Consider the following 16,811-nt stretch of genomic DNA (forward strand, 5'->3'; position numbering starts at 1 on the left):
TCCCTGGAGAAGCCATCATGAAGTCCCGTGCCGCCGTCGCCTTTGGTCCCGGCCAGCCGCTGCAGATCGTCGAGATCGACGTCGCCCCGCCGAAGAAGGGCGAAGTGCTGGTGAAGATCACCCATACCGGTGTCTGCCACACCGATGCGTTCACCCTGTCCGGCGATGACCCGGAAGGCCTGTTCCCGGTGGTGCTGGGCCATGAAGGCGCCGGCATCGTGGTGGAAGTGGGCGAGGGCGTGACCAGCGTCAAGCCGGGCGACCACGTGATTCCGCTGTATACCGCCGAGTGCGGCGAGTGCCTGTTCTGCAAGAGCGGCAAGACCAACCTGTGCGTATCGGTGCGTGCCACCCAGGGCAAGGGCGTGATGCCCGACGGCACCAGCCGCTTCAGCTACAACGGCGAGCCGCTGTACCACTACATGGGCTGCTCGACCTTCAGTGAGTACACCGTCGTTGCCGAAGTCTCGCTGGCGAAGATCAACCCGGACGCCAACCCGGAACACGTCTGCCTGCTCGGCTGCGGTGTCACCACCGGCATCGGCGCGGTGCACAACACCGCCAAGGTGCAGGAAGGTGACAGCGTGGCGGTGTTCGGCTTGGGTGGCATCGGCCTGGCGGTGATCCAGGGTGCGCGCCAGGCCAAGGCCGGCCGCATCATCGCGGTGGACACCAATCCGTCCAAGTTCGAACTGGCGCGCGAATTCGGCGCCACCGACTGCATCAACCCGAAGGACTTCGACAAGCCGATCCAGCAGGTCATCGTTGAAATGACCACCTGGGGCGTGGACCACAGCTTCGAGTGCATCGGCAACGTCAACGTGATGCGTGCGGCGCTGGAATGCGCGCACCGTGGCTGGGGCCAGAGCGTGGTGATCGGCGTGGCCGGTGCCGGGCAGGAGATCTCCACCCGCCCGTTCCAGCTGGTGACCGGCCGCAAGTGGATGGGCACTGCCTTCGGTGGCGTGAAGGGCCGCAGCCAGCTGCCGGGCATGGTCGAGGACGCGATGAAGGGCGACATCGAACTGGCCCCGTTCGTCACCCACACCATGGGCCTGGACAAGATCAACGATGCCTTCGACCTGATGCATGAAGGCAGGTCGATCCGTTCGGTGGTCCATTACTGAGCCGCAGCGTGGGCTGGTTCGATGCCTTGCGCAGGCCGCGTGCGGAAGATCCGCGCGCGGCCCTGGTTGATCCGATCGAGCAGGCGTTGCGCGTGCTGGGTTGGGTCGAAGGCGTCGTGGGTCCGCCGCGCGCAGTGGACTCACCCTTCGGCATTGATGAAATGCCGTTCGAGCACTGGCTGGCGCAGGTGTTCCTGCCGCGCCTGCACGAAGCCCGCGCCGATGGCCAATGGCCACCGCGCAGTGACGTGGCGGTCGCGGCGTACCGCAACCTGGACGGCCAGCCTGGTGTCGAACCGCTGCTGCGCCTGCTGTCGCAGCTGGATGAGTTGATCAACACACGTGACGGCTGACGCCGGCACGCAGGAGAGTTCCATGGAACGTATTGAACACCGCGCCTGTTTCGGCGGTTGGCAGGATGTTTACCGCCATCGTTCGACCACGCTGGGCTGCGACATGCAGTTCGCCGTGTACCTGCCGCCGCAGGCGGAAACGCAGAAGCTGCCGGTGCTGTATTGGCTGAGCGGGCTGACCTGCACCGAGCAGAATTTCATCACCAAGGCCGGTGCGCAGCGCTATGCAGCCGAGCACGGCGTAATCATCGTCGCGCCGGATACCAGCCCGCGCGGTGATGACGTGGCCGATGCCGAGGGCTATGACCTGGGCAAGGGGGCGGGGTTCTACCTCAACGCCACCCGTGCACCGTGGGCGAAGCACTACCGCATGCATGACTATGTGGCGCAGGAACTGCCGGCGCTGATCGAGGCGAACTTCCCGGTCACCGGCGCGCGTGGCATCAGCGGCCACTCGATGGGTGGCCATGGTGCGCTGGTGATCGCGCTGCGCAACCCGGGGCGCTACCGCAGTGTGTCGGCGTTCTCGCCGATCGTCGCGCCCAGCCACGTACCGTGGGGGCAGAAGGCGTTCACGGCTTATCTGGGCGACAACCCAGCCGACTGGGCGCAGTGGGACGCGTGTGCGTTGCTGGCGACGGCCAGCGAGCGCCTGCCGTTGCTGGTCGACCAGGGCGAGGCGGACGAGTTCCTGCAGACCCAGCTGCAGCCGCAGCGCCTGCAGGAGGCCTGCGCCGCAGCCGGCCATCCGCTGACCCTGCGCCTGCAGCCGGGCTACGACCACAGCTACTATTTCATCGCCAGCTTCATCGGCGAGCACGTCGCCCACCACGCTCGCGCCCTGCACGCCTGAGGGCTTTCCGGTAGTGCCGGCCGCTGGCCGGCAATCCCAGGGGAACACAGGGCTGCGGGTTGCCGGCCAGCGGCCGGCACTACCGTGGCGGTGCACGCAGACTGTCGTTTTGCCGCAATGGATCACGCCGCCGTGGCGCGCCGGCGCGTTATGGTGCGCCCATACGGCTTTGTGGATCGGGGGATGCATGCCGGTAGTGCTGGCGCTGCTGTATGTGCTGTGCCATGGCCTGGTGCTGACCCTGTGGCCGGGCCCCGCCGGGGCGGGATCGTTCGTGTTCCTGACCGGTGCTCCCTTGCTGGCGGCGACCGCCTGCCTGTGGCGGGCGCGCCGCGACAAGGCGGCGCTCGGCTGGCGCGCCACGGCAGCGGCGCTGCTGCTGTGGGCCGGCGGCATGGCCTTCAACATGATCGACGCGCTGGGGGCTGGGCGTGCAGACATCACCCCTCGCGCCAGCCTGTTCCTGTATGTGCTCTACGGCGTCCCCCTTGTGTTCATCCTGGCCCGCGCGCGACGCGAGCGGCTGAGCATCAGCTTGATCGATGCGGCCATGGCGGCACTGTTGGGCATGCTGTTCTTCGTGCATGCGCAGTCCTTTGCTGACCGGGTCGAGAGTGACCCGCTGGCGTTGTCGAACATGCAGCGCATGTTCGACATCCAGAACCTGTGCATTGCCGGCTTTGCGGTGGTGCGCTGGCTGGCCGGCGACATCCCCGAGCGGCGCAGCTTCTTCCGGGTGCTGGCGCTGTACGCATTGGTCTATCTGCTGGTCGCCTACTACATCAACCATTACACCTCGGAAGACGCTTTCGGCGCCTACAACGATCTGCTGATCGATCTGCCGTTCCTGCTGCTGACGCTGCTGGCGCTGAGCCAGGCACCCGTACCGGTCTTCGTGCCGCATCCTCGGATGGCGCGCACGGTACAGGCGGCGGGTCCGATGATCCTGCCGTTGCTGCTGCTGGTGGTCGGCACCCTGGTGGTCGACCACGCGCGGCCTCTGGCAGTCACCGGCTTCGTGGTGGCGACGCTGGGCTTCGGCCTGCGCAGCATCCTGTTGCAGGTGGACCTGATGGAACGGCAGGCCTCACTGGACAAGCTGGCGCGGCAGGATGGCCTGACCGGGGTGGCCAACCGCCGCGAGTTCGACGCGCTGCTGTTGGCTGAGTGGAACCGCGCACGACGCAGTGGCACCGAGCTGGGCCTGCTGCTGCTGGATATCGATCACTTCAAGGCCTTCAACGATCGTCATGGCCATCCTGCCGGAGATCGCTGCCTGCAGGCCGTGGCCGCAGTCCTGAAGGCCAATGCCGGCCGCGCCGGTGACAGCGTCGCACGCTATGGCGGCGAGGAATTTGCGGTGATCGTGCCCGGGAGTGCCTTGTCGGGCGTGCTGGCGCTGGCCGAACGCCTGCGCGGGGCGGTGGAAGCGCTGCCGTTGCCGGAAGGATCGGTCAGTATCAGCATCGGCGTGGGCTACCTGCATCCGCCGGCCCTGGCCAGTGCCGATCAGTTGCTGGCGGACGCCGATGCCGGCCTGTACGCCGCCAAGCGTGCAGGCCGCAACCAGGTGGTCCTGCATGCGCACGTGCTGGACGACGAAGGCAGCGCGCACGGCAGGATGGACTGCTGAGCGCGACCAGCCCGTGGCGTGCTGACGGCGTGGTGTCGTCAAACCGCCTGATCGTGTGCTCCCAGGCCAATCCAGTTCGCCGCTGGTCGTACAGAACCAGCCTGCTGGGCGTACCGCCCGTCCAGGGACATCGCGCTGGGTAGTGCCGGCCGCTGGCCGGCATCTCCTCGGTTGCCGGCCAGCGGCCGGCACTACCATGGCGTGGCCTCAACGCACGTCGCGCAGTTCCCAGTGGTGGCCGGCCAGCAGGCGCAGGCGCTGCTTGAACACGTCACTGTCGATACGGGTGGTGGCGACCAGGTTGATGCGCAGGTCCTTCTGCTCGCCGGTCACGGTGGCGTCCGGATCGGTCACGCCCCACTGCGGTTCCACCGCATCCGGGTCGGGTTGCTTGGCCTTCCACCGTTCGAACAGCGTGCCGCTGCGCAGGGCGTCCTGCAGCTCTTCGGCGAAACCGGCGGCGCCCTGCGAATGGAAGGACAGGTCAGGGTCGTTGCCGCGGGCCTTGGACGGGTCGGGCAGGCTGATGTGGTACTGCGCAGGCATGAAGTTCTCCTTGAAGTGCGGCAAGGCTGGCACAACCGTGGTCGAATCGATGTGCAGATTCCAGCCACGGTCGGCCTTCATTCAAACCGATGTGGCCCATCGGCAAAGCCCACGGTGACCGCGCCCTTGCCGACATTGACCATGCCGGTCAGGCTCATCACCGATTCGTACACGGTCACGCCATGGCCGGCGCAGACCTCCTTCATCTGTGCATAGCCGGGCAGGCTGCGCAGCTCATCCAGCTCACCGCCGTAGCTGACGCATACCGTCGGCGTCATCAGCCCGGCACGCACGCGCTGGCTGACCACCGCGAACAGCTTCTGCACGGCACTGTCGAAGCCCCTGATCTTGGCCACCGGCCCGGTCTGGCCACGGTAGCCGTGCAGCACCGGCTTGATGTCCAGCGCGCTGCCCAGTGCGGCGCTGAGCAGGCCGACGCTGCGGTCACCCTTGTGTCGTGCACGCGCGCGCATGTAGTACAGGTCGCGGGTGATCATGTAGCCGTGCACATTGCCGGCCAGTTCTTCCAGCCGTTCGCGGATCTGCTGCACGCTGGCACCACTGTCACGCAGGCGAACCGCCTCCACTGCGGTCACGGCCTGCGCAGCGAACAGGTTCTGGGTATCGAGCACGCGCAGGGCGAACGGCGAGTTGTAGCCCGCTGCCTGCCGCACCGGCTTGTAATCGTTGAGGATGGCGAAGCTGGCCTGCAGCGCATTGTCGTGGATCGGGCTGCGGGTCTTGGTGATGGTCATGCAGAACACGTGGTCGTAATCGATCACCAGCTGCTGCAGGAACAGGTCGCGGATCTGGTTGACACTGAAGGGGATGGTCTCCGCCTCGGCACCGTGCTCGGCCACGTGTGCATGCAGGAAACTCAGCGTGGCCTGCTCATCGCGATGATCGGCCAGAACCGCTTCACCGATTCGTACGGTGATCGGCAGCAGCACGATGTTGTGCTCGGCAATGAAGTCCTGCGGCAGGTCGCAGGCCGAGTCGACGACGATTCCGATGCGCATCCGCGGCTCCCCCTCCAGGGCGGTTGTAGGTTCGGAAACGTGAAATCTATCTCAAATTCTGGCGTGGCGCGCGAGGGAAACACGCCAGGCCCTGTTCAGCGACTGCGCTGCACGGCCACCGGAAGTTCGGCCAGGCGCTGCCATTCGGGCTGCTGCAGCAGGGCGGGATCGGCCAGCACGGCGGCCATCAACGGATGGGCGTCGTTGCCCCAGAACAGTTCGTCATCGATGGCCAGGGTCGGTACGCCGAACACGCCGGCAGCAATGGCGGCCTCGGTGTTCCTCCGCAGCTGCTCCTTGACCGCGGGGGCCCCGGTGGCGCTGGCGACATCCTCGATCCCCAGCCGCGCAGCCGGTTCGCGCAGGGCCTCGGCGCTATCGGCGGCATTGCCGTCGCGCCAGATCCAGTCGAACAGCACGTCCACCGCCTGCGCGCTGGCACCGGCGGCCAGGCACAGACGCAGCGCCGACAACGGGTTGAACGGGTGGCCCGGCGGGAACCGCAGCGGTGTTCCTTCGGCCTGCGCAGTCCACAGCAGCTGGCGGTACATGAAGCGGCGCTTGGCCGGAATCTCGGCCGGCCCGAGGTTGCCCAGGTGATGCAGCACGGCACCGAAGGCGATCGGCACGGTCTGGATCTGTGCGAACTGGGGCAGCTGCTTCAGCTTCTGCCAGTGCAGGTAGGAATAGGGCGAGACGAAGTCGAAGTACCAGCGCAGGGTGGCCATGCGGGTTTCCTTGGATAACTGGAGGTCAGGGCTGCGCGTTGCGCTGCAGGTAGCGGTCGCGCAGTTCGGTCTGGCGCGAGCGCATCGGCATCGCCCGGCCGCCCAGCCAGACCTGTTCGGCATAGTGCGCCACGTCCAGCGGGTCGCCCTCCCACAGCACCAGGTCGGCACGCTTGCCCGGCTCGATGCTGCCGATCTGGTCGGCCACGCCGAACGCCTGCGCCGGCACCCGGGTCAGGCCGGCCAGGCCGTCGGCCCAGGGCAGGCCATTGGCCACGGCATTGCCGGCCAGCTGGCGCATCTTGCGGGCGTTGTGCGAGGCGTCGCCTCGCTGCACGAACGAGACCGCCACGCCGGAACGCTGCAGGCGTGCCGCATTTTCCAGCGTGGCACCGATCTGGTCGAAGCTGGCCGGCAGGTTGGACAACACATCGACGAACACCGGTACCTGTGCGGCGGCCAGCTCCGGCGCCAGCTGCCAGGCTTCGCTGCCACCGGCGATGGCGATCTTCACTTTCTCGCGGGCGGCCCAGCGCAGCAGCTGGCGCATGTCCGCCGCGCGGTCCACCTCCACCACGATGCGGCCCTGGCCGGTCAGGTAGCGGCCCAGCGTGCGGCGCCCGGCCGGGGTCAGCAGCGCATGCGGTGAGTCCGCGGCGACCTGGCCGCGCGCCTCGTCCACCATCTGCTGCAGCAGCATCCATTGCGCCGCGCGTGAATGGCCGGTCAGCTCCACTGCCGCCGACCCCAGGCGCAGGAACAGCGCGCGCGGCCCGAGGGGATCGGCGCTGCCGTCCAGCCGCATCACGCCACCCTGGCCTGCAACGAAGCCGCCACCAGTGGCCGCCCCCAGCACGGTGAAGCCGATGCCGTCCAGGCGCGCCACCGGGATCAGCACCGAGGCCGGGTTGTACGCCAGGGTGACATCGAACTCTGGGCGCAGCGGTTGTTCGCCGATCTTCAACGTACTGTCGACCGTGCTCGCTTCACCGGAGACTTCTTCGATGCCGATCTCGGTGATGCCCCCGAACAGCGCCGGTGTCAGCGGGCGACCATCGGCCTCGACCACGCGGGCCCCGGCCGGAGCGGACAGCCCGCTGCCGACTGCGCGGATGATGCCGCCCTGCACCAGCACATCGGCGTGCTGCAGGCTGCCGCGCGCGCTGGCGGTATGCACGGTGGCGTTGCGCACCAGCAGGTCCTGCGCCTGCGCAGCTGCGGAGAGGCAGGCCAGCACCATGACCGTAGCGCCGAGCCATGCCCGGCGACGCTTGTTCAACGCGCCCATCAGTGCACCTCCTGGCCAAGCTGGAAGTCGGAACGTGGCGTGGCTGCAGGTGCGCTGCGGTCGTACAGGCGGCGGCCGTCGATGAAGACCTGCTCGGCCAGCGCGTACGAGCTGAAGGGGTTGCCGTTCCACACCACCACGTCGGCCATCTTGCCGGCCTCCAGGGTGCCGGTCTGGCCTTCAATCCCCAGCGCCCTGGCGGCGTTGGCGGTCATCCAGGTGATGGCGTGTTCGGGGGGGATCTCCGGCATGCGTGCGCGGCGCGCGGCGGCGATCACCTTGGCCGCTTCCTGGTTCAGGCGCTGGATGCCTTCGGGGGAGTCGGAATGGACGATGGCGCAGCTGTTCTTCGGCCGATCGACCAGTGCGATGTTCTCCGGAATGCCGTCGAAGGCTTCCATCTTGAAGCCCCACCAGTCGGCCCACAGCGCGCCGCAGACGCCGTCGGCGGCCAGCCGGTCGGCCAGCTTGTAGGCCTCCACGCCGTGGTGGAAGGCGGCCACCTTGAAGCCGAATTCCTTGGCCAGGTCGAGCATGGTGGCCATCTCGTCGGCGCGGTAGCAATGGATATGCACGCGGATGTCGCCCTCGATCGCACCGGCCAGCGTGTCCAGCTTGAGATCGCGCTTGCCGCCGGCATCACCGGCGCTGTCGCCCTTGTCGCTGCCGAACCAGCCCTTGCGCTTGGCCGGCTTCGGTTTGTTCTTGGCGATGTAGTCGGCGGCATCGATGAAGGCGGCGCGGTAACCGGCAACGTTGCCCATCCGCGTGGCCGGAGCGACGCCCTTGCCTCCGCCGTAGACCCGCTTCGGGTTCTCGCCGCAGGCCATTTTCAGCCCCCACGGCGCGCCGGGGAACTTCATCGCCTGGTAGGTGATGGCGGGGACGTTCTTCAGGGTCACACCACGACCACCGACCAGGTTGGCCGAGCCCGGCAGCACCTGCATGCTGGTCACGCCGCCGGCCAGTGCGGTGGCGAAACCCGGGTCCTGCGGCCACACCGAGTGCTCGGCCCAGACGTTGGCGGTGACCGGCGCGGTCATCTCGTTGCCGTCGCTGTGCGCGCCGACGCCCGGGCTGGGGTACACGCCCAGGTGCGAGTGCACGTCGATCAGGCCCGGTGTGACCCACTTGCCCTGCGCATCGATGCGGGTAACACCAGCATCGGCCTGCAACTGGCGGCCGACGGCAACGATGCGGCCCTCGCGCAGCAGCACGTCGGCGTTGTCCAGGCGCTGGCCGGTGCCGGTCAGCACGGTCGCGTTCTGGATCAGCACCGGTGCATCGGGGTGTGCCTGGTAGGTGCTGGGGTAGGGATCGGCGACGAAGCGCGAGGCGCCCACCGCCGGTGCCGTGCTCAACGAAACCAGCGCCATCCCAAGAGCGGCGCGCAACACCATCGATGCCATGCAGAGATCCCCAACCCACGCGTGAATCCGCCGACGCTATCCGTCGTCGATACCACTTGCCAAGTGACCTTGGGCAGGGGCAGGGGTGGGGATTTTCCTATACAAAAATTCTGAACGAAGCATTAATTTTTTGTGACACCTGCCGCTACCAACCGGTGGGACAGCGAGCGCTGACCCGCCGTGAGGTGTGCTTTCCATTGCTCCATGACGGAGCTGCACCTGAAATATTTCAAGGAATCAAGGACGTAACTGCAGATGATTGTCTTCCCGTCGTATCGCTCCACCGCTTCCCGCCGCTCGATCCTCCCCTCACCCCTGGCCTCGGCCATTGTTGGCTCGCTGCTGATGGCCGCCGCTCTGCCGGCGCTGGCCCAGGACAGCAACGCAGACGCCTTGTCGCGTTACCAGTTCCAGCGCAGCCTGCAGGCCGCGTTTGCCGCACCGGTCCTCACCGCTTCGCCGTCGCTGGCCGTCGCCGCCGCCGATGTGGAAGTCGATCCGGAACCCATCATGGGCAAGCCGGGTGATGCCGCCAGCTGGCGCACCACCGAATTCAACAGCGACTGGGGCCTGCAGGCGATCAACGCCGATGTGGCCTACGCACGCGGCCTGACCGGCACCGGCATCCGCCTGGGCGTGTTCGACAGCGGCACCGGCCTGGACCACGACGAGTTCGCCGGCAAGGACCACCGCAGCATCCATCTGGCCGACGTGCTGGCCGATGGCAGCCTGTGCGCGCGCGAAGTGCTGAGTGGCCCGGACGCCTGCTTCGCCAGCGACGGTGACCAGGTGGCCGTGTCCTACCAGCTGCTCGACCCGGACTATGCCGATCTGCTGGAGCGCAATGGCTTCTACGAAGGCCTGAGCTACAACGTGCACGGTACCCACGTGTCGGGCACCATCGCCGCCAACCGTGATGGCAACGGCACCCACGGTGTTGCCTTCGGCGCCGACCTGAGCGTGGCCCGCCTGTTCTCCAACAGCGCCACCTACCTGTCGGTGGTGAATATCGGCGGTTCCCTGTATCTGGACGAACAGACCATCGCCGCCATCCAGGCCGACGATTCGATCTACCCGCAGCTGTATGCGCAGATGAACGAGCAGGGTGTGCGCGCCATCAACCACAGCTGGGGCCTGGCCAACGAGCCGACCACAGCGGAAGACCTGGACATGTACCAGTCGCACCCGGTGTTCGCCGCCAGTCTGGCTGCGATGGCCGAAGGTTCGCGCAGCAGCGGACTGATCCAGGTATGGGCCGCTGGCAACACCGATTCGCCCAACACTTCGCCGGAAGAAGCGCCGATTGCCGGCATGTATGCCTCGCTGCCGCGCGCCGTCGCCGACGTCGAGCCGTACTGGCTGGCCGTGGTCAACGTCAATCAGGACCTGGAGCTGAGCAACCGCTCGATGCGCTGTGGCCTGGCGGCGAACTGGTGCCTCGCCGCGCCCGGCTCGAACATCAACTCGACCGTGTACGGTCCCGATTCGGTGATCGAAGGTGATTTCTACGATGACAATGGCAACCTGGTGGTGGACATCATCAGCCAGACCCCGTCGTCCGATTACGAGGAACTGAGCGGCACGTCCATGGCCGCCCCGCACGTCACCGGCGCGCTGGGCCTGCTGTTCGAGCGCTTCCCGTACCTGGACAGCGCGCAGGTGCGCGACGTGCTGCTGACCACCGCCACCGACCTGGGTGCTGCAGGCGTGGACGATGTCTACGGCTGGGGCCTGATGAACCTGGCTGCGGCCGTCGAAGGCTACGGCTCGCTGCGCGTGGACACCGATGTGGTGATGAACCAGAAGGCCGGCGGCCTGAAGGTGTGGGAAGGTGATGCATGGGACGACTGGACCAATGACATCGGCGGCCCGGGCAAACTGACCAAGAGCGGCATCGGCTGGCTGCGCCTGAGCGGCGACAACAGCTTCAACGGCGCGGTGGTGCGCGAAGGCGTGCTGGAACTGGACGGCGTGAACACGCTGACCAGCGCCGTGGACGTGACCGGCGGAATCTTCCTGCTGAACGGCACCCTGCAGAACACAGCGCTGAACAGCCTGGGCGGCAGCAGCCGCATCACCGCCACCGGTGTGCTGGACGGCTCGGACCTGACCGTCACCGGTGGCGTGGTGTCCTTCAACGGCGTGCAGACCGGCGGCAGCACCTTCGTGGGTGAAAAGGGCACGCTGAAGGGCGTGGGCCAGCTGGGAAACACCACCGTGGCCGGCATCATCGCTCCGGGCAACTCCATCGGCACGCTCACCATCAACGGTGACTATGTGCAGACCGCCACTGGCGTGTACCAGGCCGAGGTGGCCCCGGGCAGCCGCAGCGACCAGCTGCACGTGACCGGCACCGCCACCCTGGGCGGCACCCTGGTGGCGCTGCCGGAACCGGGCACCTACTACCTGGGCGAGCAGTTCAACTTCATCCAGGCCGACGGCGGCGTGAACGGTCGGTTCGCCAGCACCGATTTCAGCGCCTTCTCGCCCTTCCTGCAGTTCGGCCTGGCCTACTCCGCCGCCGGCGCGCGCATTGAAGTGACCCGCGGCAACGCGCTGGCTACCGCGGCCACCACCGCCAACCAGTTGGCCGTGGCCACCGTGGTCGACGGTCTGGCGGTCAACCAGGGCCTGCCGCGTCCGCTGACCATGCTGTTCCCGGAACAGGTGGGCAGCGCACTGGACAGCCTCAGCGGCGAACTGCATGCCGCCACCAGCGCGGCCCTGCTGGAAGGCAGCCGCTACGTGCGTGATGCCGCGCTGGCCCGCCGTGCCGGTGCCGCTGCACCGGGTGCCGAAGGCGGCGACGCCACCGGTGTGTGGGTGCAGGCCCTGGCCGGCGGCACCACGCTGGATGGCAACACCAACACCGCCCGCACCGAAGCCAACAGCAACGGCCTGCTGGTCGGTGCCGACCGCGAGTTCGGCGGCTGGCAGGTGGGCGTGCTGGCCGGTACCGGCCGCACCGACGTGAAGCAGGGCGAAGGCCGCCGTGCGAGGTCGAAGGTGGACAACACCCACTTCGGCGCCTACGCCAGCCACAACTGGGGCGGTTTCGGCCTGCGTGGCGGCCTGGCATGGAGCGAACACGATGTGGACAGTACCCGTGAGCTGGCGTTCGCCGGTTACAGCGACACCCTGAGCGCCCGCTACGACGCGCGTACCCGCCAGGCCTTCATCGAAGCGGCCTACCGCTTCGGTGGCCGCGAGGCTGGCCTGGAGCCGTACGTGCAGGTGGCCCGCGTGGAAGTGGACACCAAGCACGTGAACGAGCGTGGCGGTGCTGCGGCCCTGCAGGGTTCGGTGGACGACGTGCGCACCACCCTGGCCACGGCCGGCGTGCGCTTCGACAAGGGCCTGAAGGCCTCGTTCCAGCAGGACAGCTGGTTGCACGTGCGCGGCGCGGTGGCGTACCGCCACGCCAGCGGCGACCGCAACCCGTCGGCCCGCCTGGGCTTTGCCACCGGCGGTGACAGCTTCGTGGTCAACGGTGCACCCATCGCCGACAGCGCGGTGGTGGCCGAACTGGGCCTCTCGGCCTGGCTGACCGCCAAGCAGCAGCTGGAACTGGGCTACAGCGGCCAGTTCGGCGACGAAAGCCGCGACCACGGTGCCAACCTGCGCTGGTCGGTGCGTTTCTAAGCCACGGGCTCCCGCAGGGAAACCAGGAGGGGCGGCCGTTGGGCCGCCCCTTCTCTTTGTGTGGCAGGGCAGGCGCAGCGTTGCCTACAATGGCGCCCCTGCAGAACCGGACCGGGCATGAAGAGCAAACAGGAAATCGTCGACAACTGGCTGCCGCGTTATACCGGCGTTCCGCTGGACCAGTTCGGCCAGCATATCCTGCTGACCAATTTCGGCGGCTACCTGCACACCTTCTCCGCGCTGACCGGCGCCCCGGTCATCGGCCTGGACCGGCCGATGGCCAGCGCCACCATCGATGGCATCACCATGATCAACTTCGGCATGGGCAGCCCCAATGCCGCGATCATCATGGACCTGCTGTCGGCGGTGATGCCCAAGGCGGTGCTGTTCCTGGGCAAGTGCGGTGGCCTGAAGCGCAAGAACCAGCTGGGTGACCTGGTGCTGCCGATCGCAGCGATCCGCGGTGAGGGCACTTCGGGCGACTACCTGCCGCCGGAAGTGCCGGCCTTGCCGGCGTTCGCGCTGCAGCGTGCGGTCTCGACCATGATCCGTGATCTCGGCCACGACTACTGGACCGGCACCGTCTACACCACCAACCGCCGGGTCTGGGAGCACGACGAGGCCTTCAAGGAGCGGCTGCGGGCGATGCGCTGCATGGCCATCGACATGGAAACCGCCACCGTGTTCGCCGCCGGTTTCGCAAACCACATTCCCAGTGGCGCGCTGCTGCTGGTCTCGGACCAGCCGATGATCCCCGACGGGGTCAAGACCGAGGCCTCCGATGCCAAGGTCAGCTCCCAGTTCGTGGAAAACCATATCCAGATCGGTATCGAGGCGCTTAAGCTTATCCGGCGCAACGGCAAGTCGGTCCGCCACCTGCGCTTCGACGAATGATGATGATGGCCTGGCGCGGCGCGCCGGCCCTGGGGAGTAGGTGATGGACGTTGCCGCGCAAGTGGTGGATTTCTGGAAAGAAGCGGGCCCTGCGAAGTGGTTCGCCCGCGACGATGCGTTCGACGCGCAGTTCCGCCAGTTGTTCCTGGATGAGCATTTCGCCGCCGCTTCGCGTGGGCGTGAACACTGGCTGGGCAGTGCCGAGGGCGCACTGGCGCTGATGCTGCTGCTGGACCAGTTCCCGCGCAACTGCTTCCGCGGTACTGCCCATTCCTATGCTACCGATGGCCTGGCCCGGCACTACGCCATGCGCGCCATCGAGGAAGGCCTGGACCTGCAGCTGGTGCCGAAGCTGCGCGCCTTCATCTACCTGCCGTTCGAGCACTCCGAGGACCCGTTGGACCAGGACCGTTCGGTGGCGATGTTCGATGTGCTGGGCGACAAGGAATACCTGCAGTACGCCGAGCTGCACCGCGACATCATCCGCCGCTTCGGCCGTTTCCCGCACCGCAACGCCGTGCTGGGGCGCATTCCCTCGCCGGAGGAACTGGACTACCTGGCCGAAGGCGGATTCGCCGGCTGAAAAAAGGGGGCGGAGGGGATTAAGTCGTTTGTGGCATAAACGACTTAATCCCCTCCGTCCCCTTTTTTTCGGGGGCCAGATCCGCTTCCCCGCAGGAAAGGGCGCTGCCCCCGCGCCGTCAATCAGTACTTCGGCACGCCGTTGTCGACGTCTTCCGACCAGGCGTTGATGCCGCCGGTCACGTTGAACACCTTGGTGAAGCCCAGGGCGCGGAACTGCTCGGCAGCCTGCGCGCTGCGGCCACCGTGGTGGCACATGAAGGCCAGTGCGGTGTCCTTCGGCAGAGCTTCCAGCGCGGCGCGGCCGTTGCCGTCGAAGGTCTTGAACGGTACGCCCACAGCGGCGATTTCACGTTCGTCGGCCGGGCGCACGTCCACCAGGGTGATGTTGCCGGCACGCACCAGGTCGTCGGCATCGCGCACGCTGATTTCCTGCACCGGCTTGGGCGCATTCGGATTGTCGATGGCCAGGCCCTTGCCGCGGATGTCGTCCACCCAGTCGATGGTGATGCCGTTGGCGCGACGGGCGCTGGCCAGGTCGAACTGCACGCGCAGGCCATTGGACTCGGCAGCGATGGCGCCTTCGTCGTGCGGGGCCAGCTGGAAGTTCGGCTGGAAGCCGGCGTCGATGGACAGCTGCAGGGCGGCGCCCGGGGCATCGGCCAGCGCGCCCTTGAGCATTTCCACGGCCGCCGGGGTGACGGTGATGCTCGGCGGGGTACGGTCCGGTGCCGGCAGCCCCAGCACGCTGCTCAGCTCGCCGCTGGCGGCCATCTGCAGCACGATGTCGCTGCCGCCGACCAGTTCGCCGTCGATGTACAGCTGCGGGATGGTCGGCCAGTCGCCATAGGCCTTGATGCCTTCACGGATTTCCTGGTCGGCCAGCACGTTGACGTGGGCGAACTCGACGCCCAGGTCCTGCAGGGCGCCCACGGCCTTGGCCGAGAAACCGCACTGCGGCATCGACGGCTGGCCCTTCATGAACAGCACGACGCGGTTGGCGTTGAGGATGGATTCGATGCGCGAACGCAGGGCAGGATCGAGGGACATGGACGTCGGGGTTCCGGGAATTCGAACCATCAATTCTACCCCTCATGGCATCATGGGGGATGAGCAACGCAGGAACATTGCATCGCATCCCGACCCGGCCCTGGCGCTGGCTGCCCTGGCTGGTGGCGTCGCAGCTGCTGGTGATCCTGGTCTGGGCCCTGGCGGGCTGGCACTGGGGGCTGCCGCTGATGGTGGCCAGCCACGCACTGTTCATGGTGCCGGTGTTCCTGCCCAACAGTCGCTTCTATGCGCCGGTGCTGAGCCGGTTGCCGGATGCCGGCAACAGCGTCTGGTTGACCATTGATGACGGTCCTGGCCCGGAAACCCGTGCCGTGCTCGACCTGCTGGACCGCCACCAGGCCCATGCCACCTTTTTCCTGGTGGGCGAGCGCGCGCTGGCGCAGCCGGAGCTGGTGCAGGAGATCCTGCACCGCGGCCACGACCTGGGCAACCACAGCCACAGCCACCCGCAGGCGCGCTTCTGGCGGCTGGGCCCGGCGGCGATGCGCGCCGAGATCGAGGGTTGCCAGCACGCGCTGCAGGCGGTAAGCGGTCGCCCGGTGCGCTGGTACCGCTCGGTGGTGGGCATGACCAATCCGTTCGTGGCGCCGGTACTGCAGCGGCTGGGCCTGGTCCGGGTCGGCTGGAGCGCGCGCGGCTTCGACGGCATCGGTTGCACGACGCAGGGGGTGCTCGACCGCCTGCTGCCGGATCTGCGCCCGGGGGCCATCGTGCTGCTGCATGAGGGGGCCGCCCACGGCCACAACCTGGCGATCATCGAGGGCGTGCTGCAGGCACTGGACGAGCGCGGGCTGAAAGCGCGGCTGCCCGTCCCGTAACGCCGGCCCTGGTGATGTAGAGCAGCCAGGCATGGGCTCGGCTCTACAAGGGGGCGCTGCTGTAGCGCCCGAGCCGATGCTCGGGCGGCGGTGTGAAGCACCGGAAAAACGTCGCAGCGCAGCTCTACAGCGCGGGGCGTTCGGCCACCAGCAACCAGCTGTTGAATGGCGTGCGCCCATGCAGGGGACGCGGCGCCGTCACCTGCAATCCGGCCTCGGCCAGTGTCGCTTGCAGCACCTGCGGGTCGGGGTAGTGGCGCGGCCGCGTGCCCATCCAGCCGACCAGCCAGGCCAACCGGTCCGCCACCCGCGTGGTGCGGTCGCGACCATCGCCGGTGGCCAGCGGCGTGCGCAGCAGCAGACGGCCGCCGGCGGCCACCCGCGCGCTGGCCGCACGCAGCAATGCCAGTTGTGGGCCCGCGTCCAGGTACTGCAGCACATCCAGCAACAGGACGTGTCCAGGCTGCGCCGGCAGTGGCGCCTGCACGTCCAGGCAGTCGAAGCGCACAGCGTGCAGCCCGGCGGCGGCACGCTGGGCACGGATGATCTTGCCGGCATCCACGTCCACGCCGAGGTAGGGGTGGGTGCCGCTGCGCTGGCGCAGCACGTGGGCGAACAGGCCCAGCCCGCACCCCAGGTCCAGCAGGGGTTGCCCGTCGTCGGGCAGATGCTGCAGCACGCCGTCATACAGCGGGTCGCTGCCGAGCTTGCCGCGGGTGTAGTAGTAGTCGCGGCGGCTGCCCCAGGCCCGTGCCGGGCGGAACGCTTCGGCGATCGCGCGGGCCTGCGGGGCGGTCAGCGGTGTGCAGGGCAGGGGCGGGCCGTTCCGTGGCGTACCATCCATCGTG

15 protein-coding genes are annotated in these 16,811 nt (G+C 67.7%); 8 read left to right on the top strand and 7 right to left on the bottom strand.

Annotated features, from left to right (window positions below):
* Positions 1–17 precede the first annotated feature (17 nt).
* From AC5P74_RS02980 to AC5P74_RS02995, 4 genes are all read left to right on the top strand, one after another.
* Entirely contained in the window at positions 18–1,127 is a 1,110-nt protein-coding gene (locus AC5P74_RS02980; RefSeq protein WP_495204792.1) for an S-(hydroxymethyl)glutathione dehydrogenase/class III alcohol dehydrogenase, read from the top strand.
* Positions 1,128–1,135: 8 nt separating this feature from the next.
* The gene (locus tag AC5P74_RS02985) at positions 1,136–1,480 is read left to right on the top strand and encodes a YqcC family protein (RefSeq protein WP_005419244.1); all 345 of its coding nucleotides are present in this window, start codon (positions 1,136–1,138) and stop codon (positions 1,478–1,480) included.
* Between the two features lie 22 nt (positions 1,481–1,502).
* Positions 1,503–2,333, top strand: a complete 831-nt coding sequence (gene fghA / locus AC5P74_RS02990; protein ID WP_005419242.1) for an S-formylglutathione hydrolase — start codon at positions 1,503–1,505, stop codon at positions 2,331–2,333.
* A gap of 187 nt (positions 2,334–2,520) precedes the next feature.
* Positions 2,521–3,966: a GGDEF domain-containing protein gene (locus tag AC5P74_RS02995; protein WP_346608154.1), complete on the top strand. Its 1,446-nt coding sequence runs from the start codon at positions 2,521–2,523 to the stop codon at positions 3,964–3,966.
* 207 nt (positions 3,967–4,173) lie between these two features.
* On the opposite strand, the gene AC5P74_RS03000 is transcribed toward AC5P74_RS02995, so the two are convergent.
* The 5 genes from AC5P74_RS03000 to AC5P74_RS03020 form a co-directional block, all read right to left on the bottom strand.
* Complete coding sequence (locus tag AC5P74_RS03000; RefSeq protein WP_006469105.1) at positions 4,174–4,512, bottom strand: hypothetical protein; 339 nt, start codon at positions 4,510–4,512, stop codon at positions 4,174–4,176.
* 77 nt (positions 4,513–4,589) lie between these two features.
* Complete coding sequence (locus AC5P74_RS03005) at positions 4,590–5,531, bottom strand: DegV family protein (protein ID WP_257244119.1); 942 nt, start codon at positions 5,529–5,531, stop codon at positions 4,590–4,592.
* A 95-nt stretch (positions 5,532–5,626) separates the two neighbouring features.
* Entirely contained in the window at positions 5,627–6,259 is a 633-nt protein-coding gene (locus AC5P74_RS03010; RefSeq protein ID WP_206620404.1) for a 2-hydroxychromene-2-carboxylate isomerase, read from the bottom strand.
* A gap of 25 nt (positions 6,260–6,284) precedes the next feature.
* A complete protein-coding gene (locus AC5P74_RS03015; RefSeq protein ID WP_346608104.1) occupies positions 6,285–7,547 on the bottom strand; it encodes an amidohydrolase family protein in 1,263 nt (420 codons plus the stop codon).
* A complete protein-coding gene (locus tag AC5P74_RS03020; protein ID WP_053501125.1) occupies positions 7,547–8,956 on the bottom strand; it encodes an amidohydrolase in 1,410 nt (469 codons plus the stop codon). The genes AC5P74_RS03015 and AC5P74_RS03020 overlap by 1 nt, the downstream gene beginning before the upstream one ends.
* A gap of 255 nt (positions 8,957–9,211) precedes the next feature.
* Between AC5P74_RS03020 and AC5P74_RS03025 the strand changes: the two genes are divergently transcribed.
* From AC5P74_RS03025 to AC5P74_RS03035, 3 genes are all read left to right on the top strand, one after another.
* Positions 9,212–12,598 carry an autotransporter domain-containing protein gene (locus AC5P74_RS03025; protein WP_495204793.1) on the top strand — a complete coding sequence of 1,129 codons (3,387 nt, stop codon included), beginning with the start codon at positions 9,212–9,214 and terminating at the stop codon, positions 12,596–12,598.
* A gap of 117 nt (positions 12,599–12,715) precedes the next feature.
* Positions 12,716–13,492 (top strand): AMP nucleosidase, encoded by a 777-nt coding sequence (locus tag AC5P74_RS03030; RefSeq protein WP_005419211.1) that lies wholly within the window; start codon positions 12,716–12,718, stop codon positions 13,490–13,492.
* Positions 13,493–13,535: 43 nt separating this feature from the next.
* Positions 13,536–14,075: a DUF924 family protein gene (locus tag AC5P74_RS03035; protein ID WP_005419210.1), complete on the top strand. Its 540-nt coding sequence runs from the start codon at positions 13,536–13,538 to the stop codon at positions 14,073–14,075.
* A 122-nt stretch (positions 14,076–14,197) separates the two neighbouring features.
* On the opposite strand, the gene grxD is transcribed toward AC5P74_RS03035, so the two are convergent.
* Positions 14,198–15,124 carry a Grx4 family monothiol glutaredoxin gene (grxD, locus tag AC5P74_RS03040; protein WP_005419209.1) on the bottom strand — a complete coding sequence of 309 codons (927 nt, stop codon included), beginning with the start codon at positions 15,122–15,124 and terminating at the stop codon, positions 14,198–14,200.
* Between the two features lie 59 nt (positions 15,125–15,183).
* On the opposite strand from grxD, the gene AC5P74_RS03045 reads away from it, so the two are divergent.
* Complete coding sequence (locus AC5P74_RS03045; RefSeq protein ID WP_329843324.1) at positions 15,184–15,963, top strand: polysaccharide deacetylase family protein; 780 nt, start codon at positions 15,184–15,186, stop codon at positions 15,961–15,963.
* Between the two features lie 124 nt (positions 15,964–16,087).
* Here AC5P74_RS03045 and AC5P74_RS03050 read toward each other — a convergent pair whose 3' ends face one another.
* Positions 16,088–16,807, bottom strand: coding sequence for a methyltransferase domain-containing protein (locus AC5P74_RS03050; protein WP_171957441.1), 720 nt, complete (start codon positions 16,805–16,807; stop codon positions 16,088–16,090).
* Positions 16,808–16,811: the final 4 nt, after the last annotated feature.

The organism is Stenotrophomonas sp. YJH_SMC_94-11 (assembly GCF_059370435.1).